At 69.5% G+C, this 20,586-nt stretch carries 22 protein-coding genes and 5 tRNA genes; 6 read left to right on the top strand and 21 right to left on the bottom strand.

All coding sequences use genetic code 11. From position 1 onward, the window contains the following. Positions 1 to 313 precede the first annotated feature (313 nt). The 16 genes from rplA to KYK13_RS24225 all read right to left on the bottom strand — a co-directional run bounded on the left by rplA (position 314) and on the right by KYK13_RS24225 (position 9,100). Complete coding sequence (gene rplA, locus KYK13_RS24150; protein WP_223633865.1) at positions 314 to 1,027, bottom strand: 50S ribosomal protein L1; 714 nt, start codon at positions 1,025 to 1,027, stop codon at positions 314 to 316. Positions 1,028 to 1,055: 28 nt separating this feature from the next. Then, positions 1,056 to 1,502, bottom strand: a complete 447-nt coding sequence (rplK, locus tag KYK13_RS24155) for a 50S ribosomal protein L11 (RefSeq protein ID WP_120549811.1) — start codon at positions 1,500 to 1,502, stop codon at positions 1,056 to 1,058. 108 nt (positions 1,503 to 1,610) lie between these two features. Further along, a complete protein-coding gene (nusG, locus tag KYK13_RS24160) occupies positions 1,611 to 2,159 on the bottom strand; it encodes a transcription termination/antitermination protein NusG (RefSeq protein ID WP_120526763.1) in 549 nt (182 codons plus the stop codon). Further along, positions 2,159 to 2,602, bottom strand: a complete 444-nt coding sequence (gene secE, locus KYK13_RS24165) for a preprotein translocase subunit SecE (RefSeq protein ID WP_223633867.1) — start codon at positions 2,600 to 2,602, stop codon at positions 2,159 to 2,161. The genes nusG and secE overlap by 1 nt, the downstream gene beginning before the upstream one ends. A gap of 88 nt (positions 2,603 to 2,690) precedes the next feature. Beyond that, positions 2,691 to 2,766, bottom strand: a tRNA-Trp gene (locus tag KYK13_RS24170). 23 nt (positions 2,767 to 2,789) lie between these two features. Beyond that, positions 2,790 to 2,954, bottom strand: a complete 165-nt coding sequence (gene rpmG / locus KYK13_RS24175; RefSeq protein ID WP_002617522.1) for a 50S ribosomal protein L33 — start codon at positions 2,952 to 2,954, stop codon at positions 2,790 to 2,792. Between the two features lie 94 nt (positions 2,955 to 3,048). Continuing rightward, positions 3,049 to 4,239, bottom strand: a complete 1,191-nt coding sequence (tuf, locus tag KYK13_RS24180) for an elongation factor Tu (protein ID WP_143901324.1) — start codon at positions 4,237 to 4,239, stop codon at positions 3,049 to 3,051. 16 nt (positions 4,240 to 4,255) lie between these two features. After that, a tRNA-Thr gene (locus tag KYK13_RS24185) sits at positions 4,256 to 4,331 on the bottom strand. A gap of 21 nt (positions 4,332 to 4,352) precedes the next feature. After that, positions 4,353 to 4,428: transfer RNA gene (locus KYK13_RS24190), tRNA-Gly, on the bottom strand. A 9-nt stretch (positions 4,429 to 4,437) separates the two neighbouring features. Then, positions 4,438 to 4,521, bottom strand: a tRNA-Tyr gene (locus KYK13_RS24195). 82 nt (positions 4,522 to 4,603) lie between these two features. Further along, a tRNA-Thr gene (locus KYK13_RS24200) sits at positions 4,604 to 4,676 on the bottom strand. Positions 4,677 to 4,801: 125 nt separating this feature from the next. Then, positions 4,802 to 5,602 carry a 23S rRNA (guanosine(2251)-2'-O)-methyltransferase RlmB gene (gene rlmB / locus KYK13_RS24205; protein ID WP_223633868.1) on the bottom strand — a complete coding sequence of 267 codons (801 nt, stop codon included), beginning with the start codon at positions 5,600 to 5,602 and terminating at the stop codon, positions 4,802 to 4,804. A gap of 5 nt (positions 5,603 to 5,607) precedes the next feature. Further along, positions 5,608 to 6,054, bottom strand: coding sequence for a hypothetical protein (locus tag KYK13_RS24210; protein ID WP_223633870.1), 447 nt, complete (start codon positions 6,052 to 6,054; stop codon positions 5,608 to 5,610). A gap of 65 nt (positions 6,055 to 6,119) precedes the next feature. Continuing rightward, complete coding sequence (locus KYK13_RS24215) at positions 6,120 to 7,094, bottom strand: RimK family alpha-L-glutamate ligase (protein ID WP_223633872.1); 975 nt, start codon at positions 7,092 to 7,094, stop codon at positions 6,120 to 6,122. 78 nt (positions 7,095 to 7,172) lie between these two features. Next, positions 7,173 to 8,429 carry an adventurous gliding motility lipoprotein CglB gene (gene cglB, locus KYK13_RS24220; protein WP_255653986.1) on the bottom strand — a complete coding sequence of 419 codons (1,257 nt, stop codon included), beginning with the start codon at positions 8,427 to 8,429 and terminating at the stop codon, positions 7,173 to 7,175. 278 nt (positions 8,430 to 8,707) lie between these two features. Next, positions 8,708 to 9,100 carry a DsrE family protein gene (locus tag KYK13_RS24225; protein WP_223633876.1) on the bottom strand — a complete coding sequence of 131 codons (393 nt, stop codon included), beginning with the start codon at positions 9,098 to 9,100 and terminating at the stop codon, positions 8,708 to 8,710. 81 nt (positions 9,101 to 9,181) lie between these two features. On the opposite strand from KYK13_RS24225, the gene KYK13_RS24230 reads away from it, so the two are divergent. From KYK13_RS24230 to hrpB, 4 genes are all read left to right on the top strand, one after another. Next, entirely contained in the window at positions 9,182 to 9,838 is a 657-nt protein-coding gene (locus KYK13_RS24230; RefSeq protein ID WP_223633878.1) for a HEAT repeat domain-containing protein, read from the top strand. An 87-nt stretch (positions 9,839 to 9,925) separates the two neighbouring features. Then, positions 9,926 to 10,621: an HAD family hydrolase gene (locus KYK13_RS24235; RefSeq protein WP_223633881.1), complete on the top strand. Its 696-nt coding sequence runs from the start codon at positions 9,926 to 9,928 to the stop codon at positions 10,619 to 10,621. A 42-nt stretch (positions 10,622 to 10,663) separates the two neighbouring features. Further along, complete coding sequence (locus KYK13_RS24240) at positions 10,664 to 11,794, top strand: hypothetical protein (protein WP_223633884.1); 1,131 nt, start codon at positions 10,664 to 10,666, stop codon at positions 11,792 to 11,794. 45 nt (positions 11,795 to 11,839) lie between these two features. Then, positions 11,840 to 14,404: an ATP-dependent helicase HrpB gene (gene hrpB / locus KYK13_RS24245; RefSeq protein WP_223633887.1), complete on the top strand. Its 2,565-nt coding sequence runs from the start codon at positions 11,840 to 11,842 to the stop codon at positions 14,402 to 14,404. A 17-nt stretch (positions 14,405 to 14,421) separates the two neighbouring features. On the opposite strand, the gene KYK13_RS24250 is transcribed toward hrpB, so the two are convergent. Further along, positions 14,422 to 14,901: a GNAT family N-acetyltransferase gene (locus KYK13_RS24250; RefSeq protein WP_223633889.1), complete on the bottom strand. Its 480-nt coding sequence runs from the start codon at positions 14,899 to 14,901 to the stop codon at positions 14,422 to 14,424. Positions 14,902 to 15,163: 262 nt separating this feature from the next. Here KYK13_RS24250 and KYK13_RS24255 point away from each other — a divergent pair, with 262 nt between their 5' ends. Both KYK13_RS24255 and KYK13_RS24260 read left to right on the top strand, forming a co-directional pair. Beyond that, positions 15,164 to 16,213 carry a hypothetical protein gene (locus KYK13_RS24255; protein ID WP_223633890.1) on the top strand — a complete coding sequence of 350 codons (1,050 nt, stop codon included), beginning with the start codon at positions 15,164 to 15,166 and terminating at the stop codon, positions 16,211 to 16,213. 458 nt (positions 16,214 to 16,671) lie between these two features. Then, positions 16,672 to 17,190, top strand: a complete 519-nt coding sequence (locus KYK13_RS24260) for a hypothetical protein (protein ID WP_223633892.1) — start codon at positions 16,672 to 16,674, stop codon at positions 17,188 to 17,190. A gap of 113 nt (positions 17,191 to 17,303) precedes the next feature. On the opposite strand, the gene fdxA is transcribed toward KYK13_RS24260, so the two are convergent. The 4 genes from fdxA to KYK13_RS24280 all read right to left on the bottom strand — a co-directional run bounded on the left by fdxA (position 17,304) and on the right by KYK13_RS24280 (position 20,514). Then, positions 17,304 to 17,642: a ferredoxin FdxA gene (gene fdxA / locus KYK13_RS24265; RefSeq protein WP_223633896.1), complete on the bottom strand. Its 339-nt coding sequence runs from the start codon at positions 17,640 to 17,642 to the stop codon at positions 17,304 to 17,306. 111 nt (positions 17,643 to 17,753) lie between these two features. Further along, positions 17,754 to 18,842 (bottom strand): aspartate-semialdehyde dehydrogenase, encoded by a 1,089-nt coding sequence (gene asd, locus KYK13_RS24270; RefSeq protein WP_223633899.1) that lies wholly within the window; start codon positions 18,840 to 18,842, stop codon positions 17,754 to 17,756. A gap of 69 nt (positions 18,843 to 18,911) precedes the next feature. Continuing rightward, positions 18,912 to 19,262: a rhodanese-like domain-containing protein gene (locus KYK13_RS24275; RefSeq protein ID WP_223646734.1), complete on the bottom strand. Its 351-nt coding sequence runs from the start codon at positions 19,260 to 19,262 to the stop codon at positions 18,912 to 18,914. 100 nt (positions 19,263 to 19,362) lie between these two features. After that, on the bottom strand, positions 19,363 to 20,514 hold the full coding sequence (locus KYK13_RS24280; protein ID WP_223633902.1) for an acyl-CoA dehydrogenase family protein: 1,152 nt from the start codon (positions 20,512 to 20,514) through the stop codon (positions 19,363 to 19,365). Positions 20,515 to 20,586 lie beyond the last annotated feature (72 nt).

Genomic DNA, 20,586 nt, shown 5'->3' on the forward strand with positions numbered 1-20,586 from the left:
GAGGCACCACACCGCACCTCCAGTCTCGGCAGGGCTGACCTTGCGGCCGTTTGAACCAGGAGTGGATGGACGGCCCGACCGGTTGCCCGGTTCCCAACGGACGCGTCTTCCCCAATCCAGGTCCCTGCTGTCATGAACCAGGTCGGAACGCCGCGTCTCACGACATGGCGCTCCAATTGCAAAAGCCGGGGGCCTATACCCCCGGCTTTCGCAAAGATCCAGCACTTTCTATCGGACCAATGTTCTGCGGGCGACAGGACTGACGCTCCCCGTCAGGGAGCGCACCCTTCCCTGCCCGTCCTGACACCCGCGACTAGCGGTGACGCGCCAGGATTTCCTGGGTGTCGAGCTTGATGCCCGGCCCCATGGTCGTCGAGATGGCGATGCCCTTCAGGTACACGCCCTTGGCGGTGGCCGGCTTGAGCTTCATCACCAGGTCCACCAGCGCGTTGAAGTTCGCCTCGAGCTTGTCCGCGGCGAAGGAGGCCTTGCCCATCTTGGCGTGGACGATGCCCGCCTTCTCCGCGCGGAAGTCCACCTTACCGCCCTTGGAGTCACGGATGGCCTTGGCCACGTCCATGGTCACCGTGCCGACCTTCGGGTTCGGCATGAGGCCGCGGGGACCGAGCACCTTACCGAGGCGGCCGACGATACCCATCATGTCCGGCGTCGCGATGACGGTGTCGAAGTCGAGGAAGCCCTCCTCGATGCGCTTCTGGAGGTCCTCCGCGCCCACGATGTCGGCGCCGGCGTTGGCGGCCTCGGTGGCGCGCTCGCCCTTGGCGAACACGGCCACGCGCACGGTGGCGCCGGTGCCGTGCGGGAGCACCACGGCGCCACGGACCATCTGGTCCGCGTGCTTCGGGTCCACGCCCAGGTTGATGGCGACGTCGACCGTCTGGTCGTACTTCGTCGCGCGGGCCTCAACGGTCTTCTTCAGCAGCGCGAAGCCCTCGGCGACGGCGTAGCGCTTGTTGCGGTCCACCAGCTCGTTGGACGCGCGGAACTTCTTTCCGGAGTTAGCCATTGCAGGAATCCTTGAGAATGAGGGCGGGCTAGCCGACGACGTCGATGCCCATGGAGCGCGCGGTGCCAGCAATGGTGTTCATGCAGGCTTCGATGGACGCGGCGGTGGTGTCCTGGATCTTCTTCTTGGCGATCTCCTCGAGCTGCTTGCGGGAGATCTGCCCCACCTTCTCCTTGCCCGGCTTCTTCGCGCCCGAACCCTTCTTCTTCTCCGTGTGGAGACCCGCGGCCTTCTTGATGAGGATGGCGGCGGGAGGGGTCTTCAGGATGAAGGTGAAGGAGCGGTCCTGATACACGGTGATGATCACCGGGATGATCAGACCCTCCTTGGCCTCCGCCTGCGTCTTGGCGTTGAACTGCTTGCAGAACTCCATGATGTTCACGCCCTGCTGACCGAGCGCGGGGCCGATCGGCGGGGCGGGGTTCGCCTTGCCGGCGGGGATCTGCAACTTGACCTGACCTGTGACCTTCTTCATCGGCGGACTGCTGCCTTTCGAGGGGGTGGTTCCGACGGATCGCCAGACGGGGCGACCCTCCCACCCGTGATTCCACGCCCGTCACCCGGGCGCGGAAGACTGTTGAAACTAGCCGGTGGTCTTTTCCACCTGCATGAAGTCGAGCTCCACGGGGGTCGCACGACCGAAGATGCTGACGAGCACGCGCACGCGGCCCTTCTCCGGGTTGACCTCTTCCACGGTGCCATTGAAGTTGGCGAACGGGCCGTCGATGACGCGCACCGTGTCGCTGGTCTCGAACTGGACCTTGGGCTTGGCCTTGTGCGCGCCCTCGGTGACCTGCGCGGTGAGGCGCTCGACCTCGCGGTCCGACATGGGCCGGGGCTGCTCGTTCTGCCCCACGCCCGGGAACCCCGTCACCTTGGAGGTGTTCTTCACCAGGTGGACGGTGATGTCGTTGAGCTCCATCTGGACGAAGATGTAGCCGGGGAAGAGCTTGCGGCGGGTGGTCTTCTTCTCGCCGTTCACCATCTCCACGACCTGCTCCATGGGGATGAGGATCTCACCGATCAGATCCTGGTCCTGCAGGCCCTTGAGGCGCACCTGCTCTTCCAGGTTCTTCTTCGCCTGGTTCTCGTAGTTCGAGTAGGTCTGGACCGTGAACCATTTCTTCGCCATTACAGCTTCCCCCACAGGGCAGGCAGCCACTCCACCATCAAGTTGTACGCGACGGTGTCGATGCAGAAGAGCAGAACGGCCGCCACCAGCGAGGCGACGACCACGGCCATGGTCGACGCGCGGGTCTCCGACCAGGTAGGCCAGGTGACCTTCATCAGCTCGGACGCCACGTCGATGGAGAGAGCGTGCGTGCGAGGGTGGAAGTAGGACGCCAGCACCAGGACCAGGGCGGCCACGTAGCCCACCAGCGTCGACACGCGCCAGCCGAGCCCCTCGAAGAGTTCGACGTCGCTCCATCCGAACCGGCTCCAGAGCAACCCGAAGACGTGCTCCAGGAAGAGGGCCAGGACGATGCCCGCGACGAGATAGAAGATGACCACGAGCCGCTTGGGGTCGATGCCCGAGCGGTTAGCCTGCTGGCTGGCCTCAGATGCCGTCGCCATGGTGCCTCACGAGGGACTGCGGAAGCGGGACTGCGAAAATACAGGGACCCCCGGCACCGCTCGGTACCGGGGGTCCCTGTACTGAAGCTGGCAGGCCAGGAGGGATTCGAACCCCCAACACGCGGATTTGGAGACCGCTGCTCTACCGTTGGAGCTACTGGCCTAAACCTTCAATGAACCAGACGACCTAGACCTTGCCTTCTTTGTGGTCCGTGTGCTTGCGGCAACGAGGACAGAACTTGCTCAGCTCGAGCTTGTCCTGGCTCTTCCGCTTGTTCTTCGTGGTCGTGTAGTTCCGCTCCTTGCACGTGGTGCACTCGAGCGAGATGATGGAACGATTACCCTTCGGCATGGCTTATCTCACCAGATGCGAGAAGGGAAGGCTACAGAAGCAGCCCTCCCCTCCGCAACTCAGTGCCCGTGGTAGCTGGTCGGCGGGAGGCCGATCAGGCGATGATCTCCGCAACGACGCCGGCGCCCACCGTACGGCCACCCTCGCGGACGGCGAACCGGAGCTCCTTCTCCATCGCGACCGGGGTGATGAGCTCCACCTCGATGGCGATGTTGTCGCCCGGCATGACCATCTCGACGTTGTCCGGCAGCTTCACCGTGCCCGTCACGTCCGTGGTGCGGAAGTAGAACTGCGGACGGTACCCCTTGAAGAACGGGGTGTGGCGGCCGCCCTCTTCCTTCGACAGCACGTAAATCTGCGCCTTGAACTTCGTGTGCGGCGTGATGCTCCCCGGCTTCGCCAGCACCTGGCCGCGCTCCATGTCCTCGCGCTTGAGGCCACGCACCAGCGCGCCGATGTTGTCGCCCGCCCGGCCCTCGTCCAGCAGCTTGCGGAACATCTCCACGCCCGTCACCACCGTCTTCTGCGTCGCGCGCAGACCGACGACCTCCACTTCCTCGCCCACCTTGATGACGCCACGCTCCACGCGGCCCGTCGCCACCGTCCCGCGGCCGGCGATGGAGAAGACGTCTTCCACCGGCATCAGGAAGGGCTTGTCCGTCGCGCGCTGCGGCGTCGGGATGTAGCTGTCCACCGCCTCCATCAGCTTCAGGATGGCCGGCTCGCCGATGTCGCTGGTGTCACCCTCCAGCGCCTTCACCGCGGAGCCGGGGACGATGGGGATGGTGTCGCCCGGGAACTCGTACTTCTTCAGCAGGTCGCGCACCTCCATCTCCACGAGCTCGCGCAGCTCGGGGTCGTCCAGCAGGTCCACCTTGTTCAGGAAGACCACGATGTAGGGCACGCCCACCTGCCGCGCCAGCAGGATGTGCTCGCGCGTCTGCGGCATCGGGCCGTCCGCCGCCGACACCACCAGGATGGCGCCGTCCATCTGCGCCGCGCCCGTAATCATGTTCTTCACGTAGTCGGCGTGCCCCGGGCAGTCGACGTGCGCGTAGTGCCGGTTCTTCGTCTTGTACTCCACGTGCGCCGTGGAGATGGTGATGCCGCGCTCGCGCTCTTCCGGCGCCTTGTCAATCTGGTCGTACGCCAGGAACGTGGCGCCGCCCGTCTTCGCCAGCACCTTCGTGATGGCCGCCGTCAGCGACGTCTTGCCGTGGTCCACGTGCCCAATCGTTCCGATGTTCACGTGGGGCAGGCTGCGATCGAACTTTTCCTTGGACATGACACTCCTCGAAAAATGGAGCCCTGAACCAGGATTGAACTGGTGACCTCATCCTTACCAAGGATGCGCTCTGCCAACTGAGCTATCAGGGCTTGGCGATGCACTACAACGGTTGGAGCGGGAAATGGGATTCGAACCCACGACATTCAGCTTGGAAGGCTGACGCTCTACCAACTGAGCTATTCCCGCATTGCCGAGTGGAGAGAGGTGGATTCGAACCACCGTAGGCGTAGAGCCGGCAGATTTACAGTCTGCTCCCTTTGGCCGCTCGGGCATCTCTCCAGATATTCGCTTGTGGTCCTGCGCGCTGCTCTCTACACCATCTTGCTGCGTCCCGGGCCCTTATCCGCGGCCCGTCCTACCTGGCCGGCGGCGGGATTTGAACCCGCGACCTACTGATTACAAATCAGTTGCTCTACCGACTGAGCTACACCGGCATCCATCCAGCAACTGCCCCGCCCTACCTCATCCCGGGCGGACCGTCAACCACCCGGCAGCGACTTGAGAGGCGCGACCTTTTAGAAGCCCCCACTCTCCAAGTCAAGGAGATTGATCCGGGGTTTCAGCGGGAAGGACGGCCCCGCTGACGTGCGACTTCGTATAGCAGAATCGCGGCGGAAACCGACGCATTCAATGAACCGACCTGACCTCCCATGGGAATCCGGAGGCGGAAGTCGCAGTGCTTGAGGACGCCCTCCCTCACGCCCGCCCCCTCGGCGCCCACCACCAGCGCCAGGGGCCCGTCCAGACGGGCGCTCCACAGGGGCTCGGAGCCCTCCACGTCCGCGGCCGCGACCCAGAGGCCCGCTTCCTTCAGCTCCTCCAGGGCGCGGGAGATGTTGGTGACGCGCGCGATGGGGCAGTACTCGACGGCGCCCGCGGAGGCCTTGGCCACCGTGCCCGTCACCTGCACGGCCCGGTCCTTGGCGAAGACGACGCCGTGGGCCCCGAGCGCGTGGGCCGAGCGGATGATGGCGCCCAGGTTGTGCGGATCCTGGATGCCGTCCAGCACGACGACGAGCGCGGGCTGCCCCTTGGCCTTCGCGGCGTCGAGCACGTCCTCCAGCTCGACGTACTGGAAGCCGCGCAGCTCGGCGACCACGCCCTGGTGCACGCCGCCATCCGCCATCGCGGCCAGCCGCTCGCGGCCGACCTTCTCCACCCGGACGCCCGCGTCGCGCGCGCGGCTGAGCAGCTCGCCCGCGGCCTTGGCGCCGACCTGCCCGTCGACGATGAAGAGGCGCTCCACCGCGTCGGGGTGGGCACGCAGGGCTTCCAGCACGGGGTTGACACCATGGACGTAACGCGGGGCTTCGTGGCCGCCGCGTTCACCCCCAGAAGGCTTCGAGGAGCGCTCGCGCATGGGGACTACTGGACCTCCACGGGCAGCGAGAAGGACTTCTTCTGACGGGCGCAGATCTTCTCCGTGCAGATGAAGAAGGTCAGCGTGGCGTCCAGCGTGCCCTTGCCGGCGGACATCGCGGTGAAGGGGACCTCGAAGCGCGGATCCACGAACTGCTGGCCGGCGGCCTTCTTCGCCACGGACTGGTCACGCGTCAGCGTCTTCTGGGCGGGCGTCAGCTGCGTGCCCTTCAGCTCCAGCTTCAGCGGGGCTTCGTCGGAGACGTGGGCGCCGGGCTTCGACTTGATGGCGAGCATGAACGTGCCCTGCCCTCCCGCCTTCACCTGCGTCGACGTCCCCTCGGTGGTGACTTCGTAGAGGGTGGCGGGGTCCACGTCCTGGGCCAGCACCGGCGCGCCGACGAGCGTCAGCAGCAGGGGGGCCAGGGTCGTGAGGCGGCGGGAGCTGGGCATGGGTGTCTCCAGGAAGGCGGCGTTCGTATACCGGGGCTTCGGACGCTCGGGGAGCGCTTTCTCTTCTAACTCCGCGGCGCGCTCACCTTCACGGTGCCCTTGCGCCCCGGTGGCGGAGGCAGGGACTGGGGCGTCTCCAGGGCGGCGGTCCAGACGGGGGCGGCGCCGGCGACGAGGGCCTCCGCCCGCTGGATGATGGGCGTGGCCAGGTCCATCCCCGTCGCGGCCTCCATCTCCAGGAGCGCGGGCGAGCTGTTCACCTCGAAGACCTTGGGGTGCCCCTGGACGTCCAGGATGTCCACCGCGGCCACCTCCAGGCCCACGAGCCGGGCGACCTTCTCCGCCATGTCGCGATGGCTGGGGGACAGCGGCAGGGCCTCCAGCCGGGCGCCCCGGTTGAGCGTGTGCGAGAGACGGCCGGGACGCGGCTTGCGCAGCACCCCGGCGATGGCCTCGCCGCCCACCACGAGGACGCGCACGTCCTGGCCGGTGCTCCGCACGTACTCCTGCATGACGAGGTTGTGCCCCAGGCCGAGCACCGCCTCGAGCGCGGCCTCCAGCGACTGGAGGCTTTCGCAGACCATCACGCCGTGCTTCTCCTGGCCCTGGAGGAGCTTCACCAGCACGGGGACTCCGCCCACGAGCCCGACCATCTCCTTGAGGTGGGCGGCGTCCCGGGCCATCACCGTGGCGGGGATGTCGATGCCGTGGGCGGACAGGAGCTGGAGCGCGCGCATCTTGTTGCGCGACTGCGCGATGGCCTGGGCGTGGTTCACCAGGGGGACGCGCGCCAGGCCGAACTGGTTCACCACCGCGAGCCCGTAGGTGCTGATGGACAGGGCGATGCGCGGGATGACGACGTCGGTGGGCGTGAGCTTCTTGCGGTCGTAGAAGAGGGTCGCCTGGCTGCCCCCGTCCAGATGCATCTGCACCCGGAGCGGGTTGAGCACGCGGACCCGGTGTCCCCTCGCTCGCCCTGCCTCGACGATCCGCCGCGTGGACGAGATGGATGCGGAGCGCGAGAGGACAGTGATTTTCATGGCGGAGGCGACCGGCTCGGCGAGGACCCTATAATCCCCGCCCCCTCCCGCGTAAAGCCACCTCCGCCTGCCTGCCGCCTAGAGCTGGCGGATGGCGCGCACTTCGACCTTGACGGGATCTTCCGGGCGCGACGCCTCCAGCTTCGCGCAGGAACTGCCCGTGAACCGCACGCCCAGCCTGTCAGGGTTCGACAGGTCCAGCGACCAGGTGTCGGGGCCCGCGAGCGTGCGCTCGCCGTCGATGTAGACGACGATGAGCTTCTCATCGGAGGGCAGCTGGCTCGGTTCGAGCTGGGTGAAGCACGGCTCGCCCGGCTGGATCGCCTCGCTGATCGACTTCAGGGCCGCCGCCAGTTCCTCTCGGTTGCCCGCCTGGTAGAAGGCACGGTTGCACGTGCCGGTGGCGAAGTCGCAGGTGTCTCCCGCGCCGCAGTCGATGTTGGCCTTGCAGTCACGTGCGTAGCCACCCGCGCGCGCCATCTCGTTGAGGACGCTGGGGCCGTCACCCGATGACGTCTCCGCGCCGAACCCGATGACGATGGTGGAGATCTTGTTCGTCTTGAGCGCCTCCACTGCCGCCACGGAGGCGTTCTTGTCGAGGCAGCCGCGGCGGTAATACGGGCTCTGCGGCGTCGTGCACTGGCTCAGTGTTTCGAGCGTGCAGCGGCACTCGGCGCTGCTGCCGTCGATCTTGTTCTTGTCGTTGCAGTTGGGCAGACCGTCGGTCAGCAGGATGATGATCTGGTCGCGATCCTTGGAGTCGACCTTCATCTTCGTGCCCACGAACTCCAAGCTCGCGCTCGTCGGCGTACCACCCTGGGGACGGTTGTCGCCACCGTTTGGGATACCCTGGAGCTTGTCGTTGACCAGGCTCGCGTAGGACTGGAGATCCAGATCTGAATCCAGGTCGAAGGGGATCTCCGCGCGGACGCTCTGGTTGTCAGCGGCAGCCGCCATGCACAGCTGGGCTACGGTCGCCGATTGTCCCGGGGGCAGCGGAGGCAGGGGCGCCGGGTAGGTGGTCAGACCGAAGCGGACCAGCTTGCCGCTCTCGCTGAGGAACGGACCCATGGCGCCCTGGAGCTCCGACCAACGCGTGGGGCACTTTGTCGTGTCGCAGGGATACTTCTCGCCACACTCGATCTGGCTGCCGTCCACCGTGATCGTGCAGGCCGGCAGCTGCCCGTTGACCGGATGGGTCATGGAGCCAGAGGTGTCCACGAGGAGCATCACGTCCGGCTTGCTCTTGCGGGCGGTGATCACCGTCTCCTTCGTCGTCTGGGCGATCGCGAGCGGATCCACCGGCTCGAAGTCATAGGTCTGACAGCCGGCCATGACAGCGACACCGAGGGTGCCGGCCAGCAGTGCGCTCAGGGGGGTCGACTTGGCGCGCATAGGCTTTGAGGGTTTCCTTCCAGGGGGGAACGACGGACTGCGAATGCCCCAGCGTAACGCGTGGACGCCCACCGAGGCTACAGCGTCGCGAGGCATGCGGGTTTCATTCAGGTAGTGCTGCCAAGTTGCAACGTCAGTCGATCCGCGGGGGCAAGTCCGGTTCCGCTGTCGGACATCCCCCTCCTTCCAGAGGGAAGGAAACGGCTCGGGCATCCCGCTCAGAGCGTGAGGACGCGCGCGCCTTCGGTCAGCCTCCAGATGGAGGCCAGGCCCATGACCTCGTCCAGGGTGCCGTGAAGTTCCTGGGGCGAGAAGCCGCAGATGCGCACCGTGGTGTCGCAAGCCACGAGCTTCGCGCCCAGGGCGCGGGCCTCCTCCAACATTCGGGCCGGCGTGGGGACATTGAGCCCTTCAGCCCGGGCTGCTTCGGTTCGCTCGCGCTCGCTGTGCGCCAGGCCGAAGCCGCCGCGGACCAGCTGGCGCAGGGCCTCGAAGGCGAAGACGAAGTAGACGTCGTCGCCCATCGCGGCGGCGGTGATACCCATGGAGGCCGCCTGATAGGCGGGCTCGTACGTGGCGTGCTGGAGGAAGAAGAAGACGCGTCCGGCCATGATGGACCGACCTTAGCGTCATCGAGTCCGGACCGGCAGCCGTCGTATAACGGGACTCCCCTTCCCCACCGGGAGCCCCGCATGCCGAGCCAGCTTTTCCGCCCCCGCGGTGTTCGTCCCTCGCCGGTCCCCTTCCATTCCGCGCCCTCGCGATGGGTGGCGCTGGCCGGCCTCGCCGTGCTCGCGGGCGCGGCGCCCCCGTCCGAGGCGGCTCCGGTCCGCGCGCGGGTCGCGGCCACGGCCTCCGTTCCCCCGGCCGCGGTCGTTCCCGGGCCGCTGCGCGCGGAGACCCTGCAACTGCTCTCCCAACCGGCCGTCGCTTCCGAGGCGGCGTGGCGCAAGCTGGGGCCGGAGGTCGTGCCCGTGCTCGCGGCACTCGCCGAGGATACGAGCGTCCCCGATGCGCAGCGGATGGGGGCCGTGACGGCGTTGGCTCGCGTGGAGTCTCCCGAGGCGGGACAGACGCTCCAGGCGATGCTGGAGGATCCGCACCGGCCTTCGGACGTCCGCTCGCAGGCGGCCGCCGCGCTGGGCCAGCGCCTGGGATTCGAGGCCGTGACGACGCTGCGGGCCCGGCTGGAGGATCAGGATCTGCGGATCCGCGAGGCCGTGGCCCAGGCGCTTGGCCGGCTGGGCGGACAGCAGGTGCGCGAGGTGCTGGAGGAACGGCTTCCCCTGGAGGAGGTACCCCAGGTGCGGGAGGCGCTCCAGCAGGGACTCACGCTGGCGGAGCCCTGAGCCGGACGCCGGGCATGGTGGGGACGGGTGCCCGGGTGGACTGCTCGGGGCTCGCGTCGGGCGGGACGTTCCGTTAGATGGGAGGCCATGCGCCCCACCGTCCTCCTCTTCGACATTGATGGCACCCTCGTCACCACCGGCGGTGCCGGTCGCCGCGCCATGGGCCTGGCCTTCGAACAGCTGCACCAGCGGCGCGACGCTTGCGACGGCTTCAGCATGTCCGGGATGACGGACCGGGCCATCGTCCGCAAGGGCCTGGGCATCATCGGACAGGCCGACACCGAGGACGCCATCAGCGCGGTCATCGATGCGTACGTCGCCCACCTGGGCCTGGAGGTCCCCAAGGTCGATGCCCGTGAGTACCGGCTTCACCCGGGCATGCGCGAGGCCGTGATGGAGGCTCGCTCACGGTCGGGCTTCGCGGTGGGCCTGGGCACCGGCAACGTGCGCGCGGGGGCCAAGGTGAAGCTGGACCGCGTGGACATCCATGACCAGTTCGCCTTCGGCGGCTTCGGCTGCGACTTCGAGGACCGCGTGGCCCTCATCCGGCACGGCGCGCAGGCCGGGGCGGCGCAGCTGGGCCATCCGCTGGAGGCGTGCCGGGTGGTGATCATCGGCGACACGCCCAAGGACGTCGCGGCCGCCAAGGGCATTGGCGCGGAGACGATTGGCGTGGGCACGGGCAACTTCACGCCCCAGGCGCTGCGCGACGCCGGGGCCGAGTGGGCCTTCGCGGACCTCACCGCCCCCGGCGCCATGGAGGCCCTGCTCGTCGGCCGGTGAAGGTGTGGTATCTCCGCCGCCCCTCCGAGGAGTCATCCACGCATGTCGTCCACGCTCGAATCCTATGAGCTGATCCGCTTCGCCGAGGCCTTCGAGGCCCGGCTCGCCACGGCGGAGGAGATGATTGTCGGCAGGCCGGGGCTGGAGGCCGAGAAGCAGTGGCTGGCCTCCGCGCTGGAGCGCCTGCGCGAGGCCCGGGAGCCCGCGGGTGGCCTGCTGGAGCAGGTGAAGGACCTGCCGGAGCTCGACGAGGCCCGCGAGGAGTTCTCGTTCGACCAGCAGGGCCGCTGGGTGGATGCACTGGAGAAGCTGCACGCCGGCATCACCTTCACCGCCAGCAGCCGCGCCCCCGTCATCGAGGCCCTCTTCCCCCACCTCAAGTTCCCGCAGCTGCGCCGGGCGCCCGTGGAGATGGTCAACGAGTACGCCACGTCGTACGAGCGGCGGCTCAAGAGCGCCTACGTCACGCGCATCTTCTCCCGCGATGACTTCGCCATGGTCCGCCCCGTCGTGGATCAGGTCGCCGCGATGTTCGCCGCGTGGACCGCGAGCCTGTCCCCCACCCCGCTGCCGCCGGATCAGGAGGCCGCCCTGCGCGAAGCCCTGGTGTCGCTGGGACGGCGGTTGGATGTGGCGCTGCGGCAGGGACGGCTGCTCGCGGAGGCCGCGCTCGTCCCTGTCCCCGGGGTCTTCGAGGCCGCGGGCCTCACCCTCAAGCCCCGGAAGCGCGCGGGCAAGTCGCTCGCGCTCTCCGCCGAGGACGGGGCTTCGGACCTCTTTGGTGAAGAGGGCGACCCGGGCGTGGAGGACACGTTCGAGGGGGCGGAGGCTCATGGCGACGAAGTGACCGCCGACACGTCGGCGGTCGAGGACGTCGTGGAGGAGGGTTCCGATACCGAAGCCGCCCCGTCACCGGAGGCAGCCAGCTCCGAGGCCGATGCTTCGGACGGCGGTGACACGGAAGCGGCTCCGGCTGCTTCGGGACCCGTCGCCCCGGAGACGCCTGTCGCGGCGCGTCCCTCCCGGCGGGGCCGTCCTCCGAAGAACGCGGCTCCGGCCGTGGAGACCGCGCCAGCCGAGGCCCCTTCGGAGGCTCCGGCCTCCTCGGCTCCCGAGGCCGTGCGCCCCAAGCGCCGCAAGAAGACCGACCCGTCCGAGGCTGGGACGCCTTGAGACCCGACGCGCGGTGAAGCTCCCGCCGTGAAGAGGAACCCGGACATGGCGGACGTCGCCCTTCCCATCGATCCCCTCCTGCCGGACATCGTCTCCACGCTCCGGAGTTCGCGGTCGCTCGTGCTCGAAGCGCCTCCGGGCGCGGGCAAGACGACCCGCGTTCCCCGCGCGCTGCTGGAGGCGGGGCTGGGCGCGGGCAAGGAGATTGTCGTCCTCCAACCCCGGCGGCTGCCCACCCGGCTCGCCGCTCAGCGCGTGTCCGAGGAGATTGGCGAGCGCGTGGGCGAGACCGTCGGCTACCAGGTCCGCTTCGAGGACGTCCGCGGTCCCAAGACGCGCATGTCCTTCGTCACCGAGGGCGTGCTCGGCCGTCGCCTGCTCACCGACCCCACGCTGCGCGACGTGGGCATCGTCGTGCTCGACGAGTTCCACGAGCGGCACCTGTCCGCGGACATCTCGCTCGCGCTGCTGCGGCGGCTGCAGGAGACGGCCCGCCCCGACCTCAAGCTCGTGGTGATGTCCGCGACCCTGGAGGCCGAGCCCGTCCGCGCGTACCTCGGCGGCGCGCCTTCCCTGCGCTCCGAGGGCCGCCGCTTCGACGTCAGCGTCGAGTACCTGTCCGCGCCGGATGACCGGCACCTGGATCAACAGGTGCTCTCCGCGCTCAAGCGCCTGTTCACCCAGGGCGTCGACGGCGACGTGCTCGTGTTCCTTCCCGGCGCTGGGGAGATCCGCCGCGCTCGCGACACCTGCGCGGAGTTCGCCGAGCGCCACGACGCGGACGTGCTCCCCCTCCATGGCGACCTCTCCCCCGCGGAGCAGGACCGCGCCGTGCGCCGCAGCTCGCGCCGGAAGATCATCCTGTCCACCAACGTCGCGGAGACGTCCGTCACCATCGACGGCGTCGCGGTCGTCATCGACAGCGGACTGGCTCGCGTGGCGTCCCACTCGCCGTGGTCCGGCCTGCCGCAGCTCAAGCTGGGCAAGGTGAGCAGGGCCTCCGCCGTCCAGCGCGCCGGCCGCGCCGGCCGCACCCGCGCCGGACACTGCGTGCGCCTCTACACCCAGCACGACTTCGACGGCCGGCCCGACCAGGAGGCTCCGGAGATCCGCCGCACCGACCTGGCCGAGACCGTGCTCTCCCTGCGCGCGTCGGGCGTGAAGGACCTGACGGCGTTCCCGTTCTTCGAGCCGCCCCCCGCCCCCGCCCTGGAGGCCGCGGAGGCGCTGCTGCGCCGGCTGGGCGCGGTGGATGCCCGAGGCCAGGTGACGGAGGTGGGCCAGCGGCTCCTGCGCTTCCCCGTCCACCCGCGACAGGCGCGCGTCATCGTCGAGGGCGAGCGCCGGGGCGTGGGTGGCGATGCCGCCGTGCTCGCGGCCCTCATGGGCGAGCGCGACATCCGCCGCGAGGCCCGCGCCAACCTGGGTGGCGGTGGCCGCGCGTCCGCGCTCGTCAGCGGCCCTTCCGACCTGCTGGAGCTCCTGGAGCGCTTCCGCGAGGCCGGCCGTTCGGGCTTCAGCTCCGGCCGCATGCAGTCCTTGTCGCTGGACGCAGGCGCCGTGCAGTCCGTGGAGCGCGTGCAGAAGCAGCTGCGCCGCGCGGTGCGGGAACAGGGGGCGCGCCCCAGCCGCCCCGAGGACGTGGAGCAGGCGCTGATGCTCAGCGTGCTCGCGGGCTACCCGGACCGCGTGGCCCGCAGGCGGCGGCCCCGCTCTCCGGAGCTGCTCATGTTCGGCGGCGGCACCACCAGCCTGTCCGAGTTCAGCGTCGTCCAGGACGCGGACCTGATGGTCGCCGTGGATGCCGAGGAGCGCCCGGGCCGCGGCGCCGTCGTGCGGCTCGCCAGCGCCGTGGAGGCCGAGTGGCTGCTGGACCTCTACCCGGACGCGCTGGAGGAGGTGGACACCCTCCAGTGGAACCCGGACTCGCGCCGCGTGGAGCGCCTCACGCGGCTGGCCTACGGCAACCTCATGCTGGAGGAGACGCGCACGCCCGCCCCTCCGTCCGAGGAGGCCGCGCGCGTCCTGGCCGAGGCGGCGCTCGCCGCGGGCCCGGAGCGCTTCGCGGAGCCCGAGGCGCTGGAGCAGTGGCGCACGCGCGTGGAGCTGCTCGCCAAGGCGTTCCCCGAGGCGGGCTTTCCCACCGTGGACGCGAACTTCATGCGCGACGCGCTGGCGTCCCTGTGCGTGGGCGCGCGCAGCTTCTCCGACCTGGAGGGGCTATCGCTGCTGGACGCGCTCTACGCGCGCCTCACCTCCGAGCAGCAGCGCCTGCTGGCGAACCATGCCCCCGAGCGCGTCACCCTGCCCGGCGGGCGCGGCGTGAAGGTGCACTACGAGCCCAACAAGCCGCCCTGGGTGGAGTCACGGCTGCAGGACTTCTTCGGGATGGCGCAGGGGCCCAGCGTGGGCGCGGGCCGCGTGCCGCTGGTGCTGCATCTGCTGGCCCCCAACATGCGCGCCGTTCAGGTGACGACCGACCTGGCGGGCTTCTGGGAGCGTCACTACCCGGCGATCCGCAAGGAGCTGTGCCGCAAGTATCCCCGGCACTCGTGGCCCGAGGATCCGCGCCACGCCCAGCCACCCGCGCCCCGTCCTCCGAGGCGCTGAGGGCGGCGGCACCGCGACTACAGCCGCTTGTGCATCTCCAGGTGGTCGATGCCGGCCTCGTCGAAGACGGCGCCGACGGGCTGGTAGCCGTGCTTCTTGTAGAAGTCGAGCGCGTAGAGCTGGGCGTGCATCATGATGCCGTTGTAGCCGCGGCGGCGCGCTTCCTCCTCCAGCGTCGTGAGGAGCTTCGAGCCCACGCGGGCCTTGCGGTGCGACTGCAGCACCGCCATGCGGCCGATCTGGCCCCATGTCCCCGGCTGCCCGGCGGGCGGCTCCGGCAGCTTCACCAGGCGGCCGGTGCCAATGGCGTGGCCGCCCTGGTAGGCCAGCACGTGGTAGGCGTTGGCGTCCTCGGCATCGCGCTCGATGCCTTCGGGCACGTGCTGTTCCTCGATGAACACGACCTCGCGGATGGCGAGGGCCTGCATGAGTTCCGCCTCGCCCTTGATCTGGGCGACGGTGACGGGTGCCGGGGAAGTCTCGGGAGGCGTCGGCATGGCTGAGGGCAAGGTACACAAAAGCCCGCGCTGCCAACAGGCGGAAAAATGGCCGGCCTCCCGCCCCGAAGTGCCTCCCGCACGGCCGGTCCGTCCCCTGCCCCCTGACCTCGGTCGGGCTTGTCGTGAAAGCCCCGCCGCATCGGGTCACCTGGTGACCACAACCCTCGTGCGTCGGGGCCTCCCGGAGGGCGCTCCCCGCCCGGGGTGAAGCCGCCTGGAGCGGATCCCCCTGGGGGAGGGCATGGTAGGATTCGAGGCAATGCGTACCCGAGCCCTCTTCGCCCTGTCCCTGGGCCTGCTGTCGACGCCCGCGCTCGCCCAGAAGGAGTTCTTTTTCGGTACCGGAGAGCCGCCCGTGTTCCGCGAAGCGGACATGGACAAGCGGTTCCTCCGCTCACGGGTCAATCAGGCCCTGGTGCAGGGGACGAGCGACGCGAACTGCGCCCAGCTCGTGGGCGCGCTGCTCACCCTGGTGGGCGAGTCCGCGCCGTACTTCCACAAGCGCGACGAGAACTTCTACCTGGATCCCGTGTTGATCCAGGCGCTGGGCACGCAGCTGTCCACGCCGCGCTTCCCGGCGAACATGTACATGGTGTCGATGATCCGCCGGATCCTCATCGACAAGCGGCTGCCGCCGGAGTGGATGCAGACGGCGGTGGCGCTCGCGCCGTACTACCCGCCGCTGGACCTGAGCAAGCTGCGCTTCATCGCGGATGGCGTGAAGCCCGTGGACAGCTTCTTCTTCACGCTGCCCGCGATCCTGGAGCGCTACGACGTGGAGGTCATCAAGGCCAACGCCACCGCGGCCAGCGTGGCGGACGCGAAGTTCCGCGACGACTACCTCGACAAGGAGGTGGCCTTCGCGGGGCTGGAGTTCATCGACGCGAAGCTGGAGACGCCCAAGAAGCGCGGCAAGAAGGGCCCCCCGCCGGAGCCGCCCGCGCTGGTGGCCCGGCTCGTCTACTACCTGCCGGATCCGGGCAATGACGGCCTGCTGGCGGGGCTGACCTACGGCAAGCCCAAGGTGCGGCCGGCGATCAACATCACGGCGCGGCTGAAGGAAGACCAGTACATGCAGCTGACCCAGCTGCCGAAGGGCGCCCGCGTGCTCCTGCGCGGCCGCTTCTGGGAGTACCGCAAGCAGCTCAAGGATCTGGAGGTGCGCGATGCGTACCTCTTCCAGGACCGGGACTGGGCCAAGAACCCCGCGCTCGCGGACCCCAACGCCGTGGCGGCCTGTCCGCTCGCGTTCAACGACCTGACGGGCACCGCGCCCGTGCAGCCGGGCGGCTTCGGCAGCAAGCGCTGAGCGTGCGCCATCCCGCGTTCCGCACACCCATCCCGGGGGCGGCACCCTGCCCGTGCCGCCTCCTCCGCGCCCTCCTCCTGAGACCGCCCCCGTCCTGACTGGCACGGCCGCTGCTCATGCCCGCGCATCCCTTGCGCGCGAGGCATGGCATGAAGGTCGAAGGTCAGGACGTCCCATCCAGGAACGAGAAGACCCCACCCGAGAAGGACGCGTTCAAACAGGTCCTCCAGCGGACCTCGGGCCGGCCGGAAGCTCCGCTCCGTCCCGGGGGCGGCCGCCAGCCGGAGGCGAGCGGCGTCGCTCCGAAGCCCGGGCCGCTCCGCGCTGGTGGGCAGGGGCCAAGCGCGACTCCGCGGGCCACTCCCGCGCTTCCCGGCGTCCGTGCGGCGGGGGCCGTCCTCTCGACGACGCGCAGTGCGCTGGGCAGTCCGGAGTCCCTCCGCCAGGCCCGGCAGGGCATGCACGTGGAGGCACAGCGGCTGGGGACGGTGCGCCAGGAGGCGCTCGCGGATGGCGGGACGCAGGCCTCGCACCGGGCTTCGGAGCTGCTGTCCCGGGAGGTGGAACGCTCGTTCCGCGCCGAGCCCCGTCCGGCGACCGCGCCCCTCCCCTCTCCTGCGCATGAGGACCTCACCACCGAAGGCCCGTCCCAGCGGGTCTCCACGCCCGAAAGTGCCCGCGTATCGGGAGGCACGGCCGGGAGCACCGGCCCCGCGAGCCCTCCCGTCACGCAGGTCGAGTCCACCCTGGCGCTCATCGAGAGGATTGAAGTCTTCGTGAAGTCACAGCGGCCGGCGCTGGGGCTGAGCCTGCGCGGGCCGCTGGAGGCCACCGTGGAGGTGGAGCGCACGGGGCCTCGGGAGGTGGCGTTGCGCATCCAGGGCCGCCACGGGCCTGTCCCCACCGAGGACGTGGCGCGGCTGCGCGACGCGCTGGAGGCCCGGGGGCTGCGGCTCAGCGTGCTCCAGGCGGGGTGAGGTTCCCGACGATGCCGTATCCCCTCCCATTCCCACGAACGACGAAGGCCCTCACGCCATGGGGCGCGAGGGCCTGCATCACGACGGGCGCGCGCTGGGGACGCGGTCCGCGGTTACTTCCCGCCGGGCGCGGTGCTCAGCTCGGCGCGCTTGCCCTTCTTGTCCTTGTACTCCTCGGCCTCGGGCAGGGCGGCCTTCTTCTCCGCGATGTTGGGCCACTTGGAGGAGTAGTCCGCGTTGAGCTTCGTGTACTCCTTCCACTCCGAGGGAAGTTCGGTCTCGGGGAAGATCGCCTTGGTCGGGCAGACGGGCTCGCAAGCGCCGCAGTCAATGCACTCGTCCGGGTGGATCACGAGGAAGTTCGCCCCCTCGTAGAAGCAGTTGACCGGGCACACCTCGACACAGTCGGTGTACTTGCACTTGATGCAAGGCTCGGCGACGACGTAGGCCATGTTGCTCTCTCCTCTGTGCGGTATTCCGCGCGTCCGTGGCCGCGCACAGTAGATGGTTGCGGCCGGGGTTGGCACCCAGAATCTAGGGGCCACCCCGGCTTCGTTCCCTGGTCAGCCCAGCAAGCCCTGCGCCCGGAGCAGCTCCGCGACGAGGATGGCGCCCTTGGCGGCCCCCATCTTCGTGTTGTGGGAGACGAGCACGTACTTGAAGCCGTTCTCCAGCACACCATCCTCGCGGATGCGGCCCACGGTGGTGGCCATGCCGCCGTGGGTGTCCCGGTCCATGCGCGGCTGGGGGCGGAACGGGTCGTCCAGCACTTCGATCCACCGGGGCGGAGAGGACGGCAGGTCCTTCGCCACCTGGGCGCCCTGCCACTCGCGCATCGCCTGGGTGACCTCGGCGACGGTGGCCTTCTTCCCGAGCGACACGAAGACGGACTCGGTGTGGCCCTCCAGCACGGCGACGCGGGTGCAGGTGCAGGAGACGCGCACGTCGTGGGGGGTGAGCGCCGCGCCCGCGGGGTTGAGCGCCCCGAGGATCTTCTTCGTCTCCACCTCGACCTTGTGCTCCTCCTTGGGGATGTAGGGCACGACGTTGTCGAGGATGTCCAGGCCGATGACGCCCGGCGAACGTCCGGCGCCGGACATGGCCTGGAGGCTGGTCATCAGCACGGCCTTCACACCGAAGCGCTCCGCCAGGGGGGCCAGCGTCACGGCCAGGCCCGTGGTGGTGCAGTTGGGGATGGGGACGATGAAGCCCTTCCACCCGCGCTGCCGGCGCTGCTCGTTGATGAGCGGGGCGTGGGCGGCGTTGATGGGGGGAATGAGCAGCGGCACGTCCGCTTCGTAGCGGAAGGCGCTCGCGGCGGAGAACACCGGGATGTCCCGGGCGAGGCGCGGCTCGAGCTCCCGGGCCACGTCCGCCTCCACGGCGGAGAACGCGATGTCGTAGTCCTTCGCCTGGACGGCGTCGCCGCTGACCACGGTCATGCGGGCGATGGCCTCCGGGAGCGGCTCCGGGACGAACCAGGCCAGCATGCCGTTGGAGGCGCGCAGGGCGTCCGCGTAGGTTTTTCCGGCGGACCTGGGCGAGGCGGCGAGCCCGGTGAGCTCGATGAACGGGTGGTCCTTCAGGGCCGCGATGAACTGCTGGCCCGCGAGTCCGGTGGCGCCAATGAGCACGGCGCGAAGCTTTGCCATCGTGGGGGTTCTCCGGTGGGGGCGACAGGGCGCTCCTTACACCGTTTCACGACGCACCGCATCCGCCACTCAACGGTGGGCGTGGGAGGGGGCGCGCGCGTGGCGCTCCGTGGGGTAGCCCCCCGTCACCCACGCGTGGAGCCCACCGGCGAGGCATACGGCATTGCGCCCCCTGAGGCGCAGCACGCGGCAGATGCGGCGGATGTCCGCGCAGTCCTGGGTGGTGCCGCACAGGACGATGAGCTCGTCGTCGGGCAGCATCGCCATGTCCCGGGCAATCTCCGACGCCGTCATGCGCAGCGCGCCGGGGATGTGGATCTCGAACCGCTCCCAGTCCATCGCGTCGCGGCAATCCAGGACGAGCACGTCCTCGTCCCCCAGACGCATGAACAACTCATCGCAAATGATGGTGGGCTCCACCGGGACCTCCGAGCCGACTGCTCCATCGAACATGAACCGGCGGGCCTTTTCCGCTGTTCCCGCCCGGCTGCCCGCCTGCTTCCCGGTGGCCCGGCGCGGCTCAGAGCCCCAGCTGCTTCGCGATGATTTCGTTCATCACCTCGCTGGTGCCGCCGCCAATGGGCCCGAGCCGGGCGTCGCGCCAGTGACGCTGGATGTCGTACTCCATCATGTAGCCCGCGCCGCCGTGGAGCTGGAGGCACTCGTCGGCCACGCGGCAGCAGGTCTCCGTGGCGACCTTCTTGGCCATGGAGGTCTGCGCGACGGCGTACTCGCCGGCCACGTGCAGGCGCAGCGCGTGGTAGGTGAGCTGCCGCGCGCATTCGCGGGCCGTGTAGAGGTCCGCCAGCTTGTGGCGCACCACCTGGAAGCCCGCCAGCGTCTGCCCGAAGGCACGGCGCTGCTTCACGTGCTCGAGCACCGTGTCCAGCATGTCGTCCATGGCGCCCACCGCGCCCAGGGCGAGCGACAGGCGCTCCCACTGGAAGTTGCCCATGATCTGCGAGAACCCCTGCCCCTCCACGCCCAGCAGGTTCTCCGCCGGCACGCGGCAGTCCTCGAAGAAGAGCTCCGCCGTGTCGGACGCGCGCCAGCCCACCTTCTGGAGCTTGCGCCCCACGCTGAAGCCGGGCGTGCCCCGCTCCACCACCAGCATGGACAGGCCCTTGTGGCCGCGCGAGGGGTCGGTCTTCACCGCCAGGACCACGAAGTCCGCCCGCACCCCGTTGGTGATGTACGTCTTGGAGCCGTTGACGACGTAGTGGTCGCCGTCAAGGCGGGCGGTGGTGCGCAGCCCGGCCACGTCCGAGCCGGCGTCCGGTTCGGTGATGCCCAGGGCGCCAATCTGCTCCCCCCGGATGGCGGGGGCCAGCCAGCGCTGCTTCTGGGCGTGCGTGCCGAACAGGTTCAGGGGGCCGGTGGCGATGGTGAACTGCCCGCCCAACCCCGCGGCCACGCCGCCGGAGCCGCAGCGGCCCAGCTCCTCCAGGAGCACCGCCTCGTACAGCTCCCCGGCGGCCGTGCCCCCGTAGGCCTCCGGGTACTTCAGCCCCAGGAAGCCCAGCTCGCCGAAGCGGGTGAAGAGCTCCCGGGGGAACTCCTCGCGGGCCTCCCAGTCCGCCGCGAACGGGCGCAGCTCCTTGTCCACCACCGCCCGGACGGTGCGGCGGAAGGCTTCGTGCTCCTCCAGGTACACGCCATGACCATGCAGCATCGTGTGCTCCCTCGCTTGTCAGGGCCTGACACCCCGCGCCGTGATGCTAGCGGGACGAGAAGCGCGGCTGGA

The sequence above is a fragment of the Corallococcus sp. EGB genome, from assembly GCF_019968905.1.
In the GTDB taxonomy this organism is placed as follows: domain Bacteria; phylum Myxococcota; class Myxococcia; order Myxococcales; family Myxococcaceae; genus Corallococcus.

What these genes read in the sequence shown, in the direction of transcription:
- KYK13_RS24255 (WP_223633890.1), top strand. Translation starts at nt 15,164, where the DNA reads ATGCGTACCCGAGCCCTCTTCGCCCTGTCCCTGGGCCTGCTGTCGACG.
- KYK13_RS24280 (WP_223633902.1), bottom strand. Translation starts at nt 20,514, where the DNA reads ATGCTGCATGGTCATGGCGTGTACCTGGAGGAGCACGAAGCCTTCCGC.
- fdxA (WP_223633896.1), bottom strand. Translation starts at nt 17,642, where the DNA reads ATGGCCTACGTCGTCGCCGAGCCTTGCATCAAGTGCAAGTACACCGAC.
- rplK (WP_120549811.1), bottom strand. Translation starts at nt 1,502, where the DNA reads ATGAAGAAGGTCACAGGTCAGGTCAAGTTGCAGATCCCCGCCGGCAAG.
- tuf (WP_143901324.1), bottom strand. Translation starts at nt 4,239, where the DNA reads ATGTCCAAGGAAAAGTTCGATCGCAGCCTGCCCCACGTGAACATCGGA.
- rplA (WP_223633865.1), bottom strand. Translation starts at nt 1,027, where the DNA reads ATGGCTAACTCCGGAAAGAAGTTCCGCGCGTCCAACGAGCTGGTGGAC.
- asd (WP_223633899.1), bottom strand. Translation starts at nt 18,842, where the DNA reads ATGGCAAAGCTTCGCGCCGTGCTCATTGGCGCCACCGGACTCGCGGGC.
- nusG (WP_120526763.1), bottom strand. Translation starts at nt 2,159, where the DNA reads ATGGCGAAGAAATGGTTCACGGTCCAGACCTACTCGAACTACGAGAAC.
- KYK13_RS24250 (WP_223633889.1), bottom strand. Translation starts at nt 14,901, where the DNA reads ATGCCGACGCCTCCCGAGACTTCCCCGGCACCCGTCACCGTCGCCCAG.
- KYK13_RS24215 (WP_223633872.1), bottom strand. Translation starts at nt 7,094, where the DNA reads ATGAAAATCACTGTCCTCTCGCGCTCCGCATCCATCTCGTCCACGCGG.
- KYK13_RS24225 (WP_223633876.1), bottom strand. Translation starts at nt 9,100, where the DNA reads ATGGCCGGACGCGTCTTCTTCTTCCTCCAGCACGCCACGTACGAGCCC.
- KYK13_RS24210 (WP_223633870.1), bottom strand. Translation starts at nt 6,054, where the DNA reads ATGCCCAGCTCCCGCCGCCTCACGACCCTGGCCCCCCTGCTGCTGACG.
- secE (WP_223633867.1), bottom strand. Translation starts at nt 2,602, where the DNA reads ATGGCGACGGCATCTGAGGCCAGCCAGCAGGCTAACCGCTCGGGCATC.
- KYK13_RS24235 (WP_223633881.1), top strand. Translation starts at nt 9,926, where the DNA reads ATGCGCCCCACCGTCCTCCTCTTCGACATTGATGGCACCCTCGTCACC.
- hrpB (WP_223633887.1), top strand. Translation starts at nt 11,840, where the DNA reads ATGGCGGACGTCGCCCTTCCCATCGATCCCCTCCTGCCGGACATCGTC.
- KYK13_RS24230 (WP_223633878.1), top strand. Translation starts at nt 9,182, where the DNA reads ATGCCGAGCCAGCTTTTCCGCCCCCGCGGTGTTCGTCCCTCGCCGGTC.
- KYK13_RS24240 (WP_223633884.1), top strand. Translation starts at nt 10,664, where the DNA reads ATGTCGTCCACGCTCGAATCCTATGAGCTGATCCGCTTCGCCGAGGCC.
- rpmG (WP_002617522.1), bottom strand. Translation starts at nt 2,954, where the DNA reads ATGCCGAAGGGTAATCGTTCCATCATCTCGCTCGAGTGCACCACGTGC.
- rlmB (WP_223633868.1), bottom strand. Translation starts at nt 5,602, where the DNA reads ATGCGCGAGCGCTCCTCGAAGCCTTCTGGGGGTGAACGCGGCGGCCAC.
- KYK13_RS24260 (WP_223633892.1), top strand. Translation starts at nt 16,672, where the DNA reads ATGCACGTGGAGGCACAGCGGCTGGGGACGGTGCGCCAGGAGGCGCTC.
- cglB (WP_255653986.1), bottom strand. Translation starts at nt 8,429, where the DNA reads ATGGCCGGCTGTCAGACCTATGACTTCGAGCCGGTGGATCCGCTCGCG.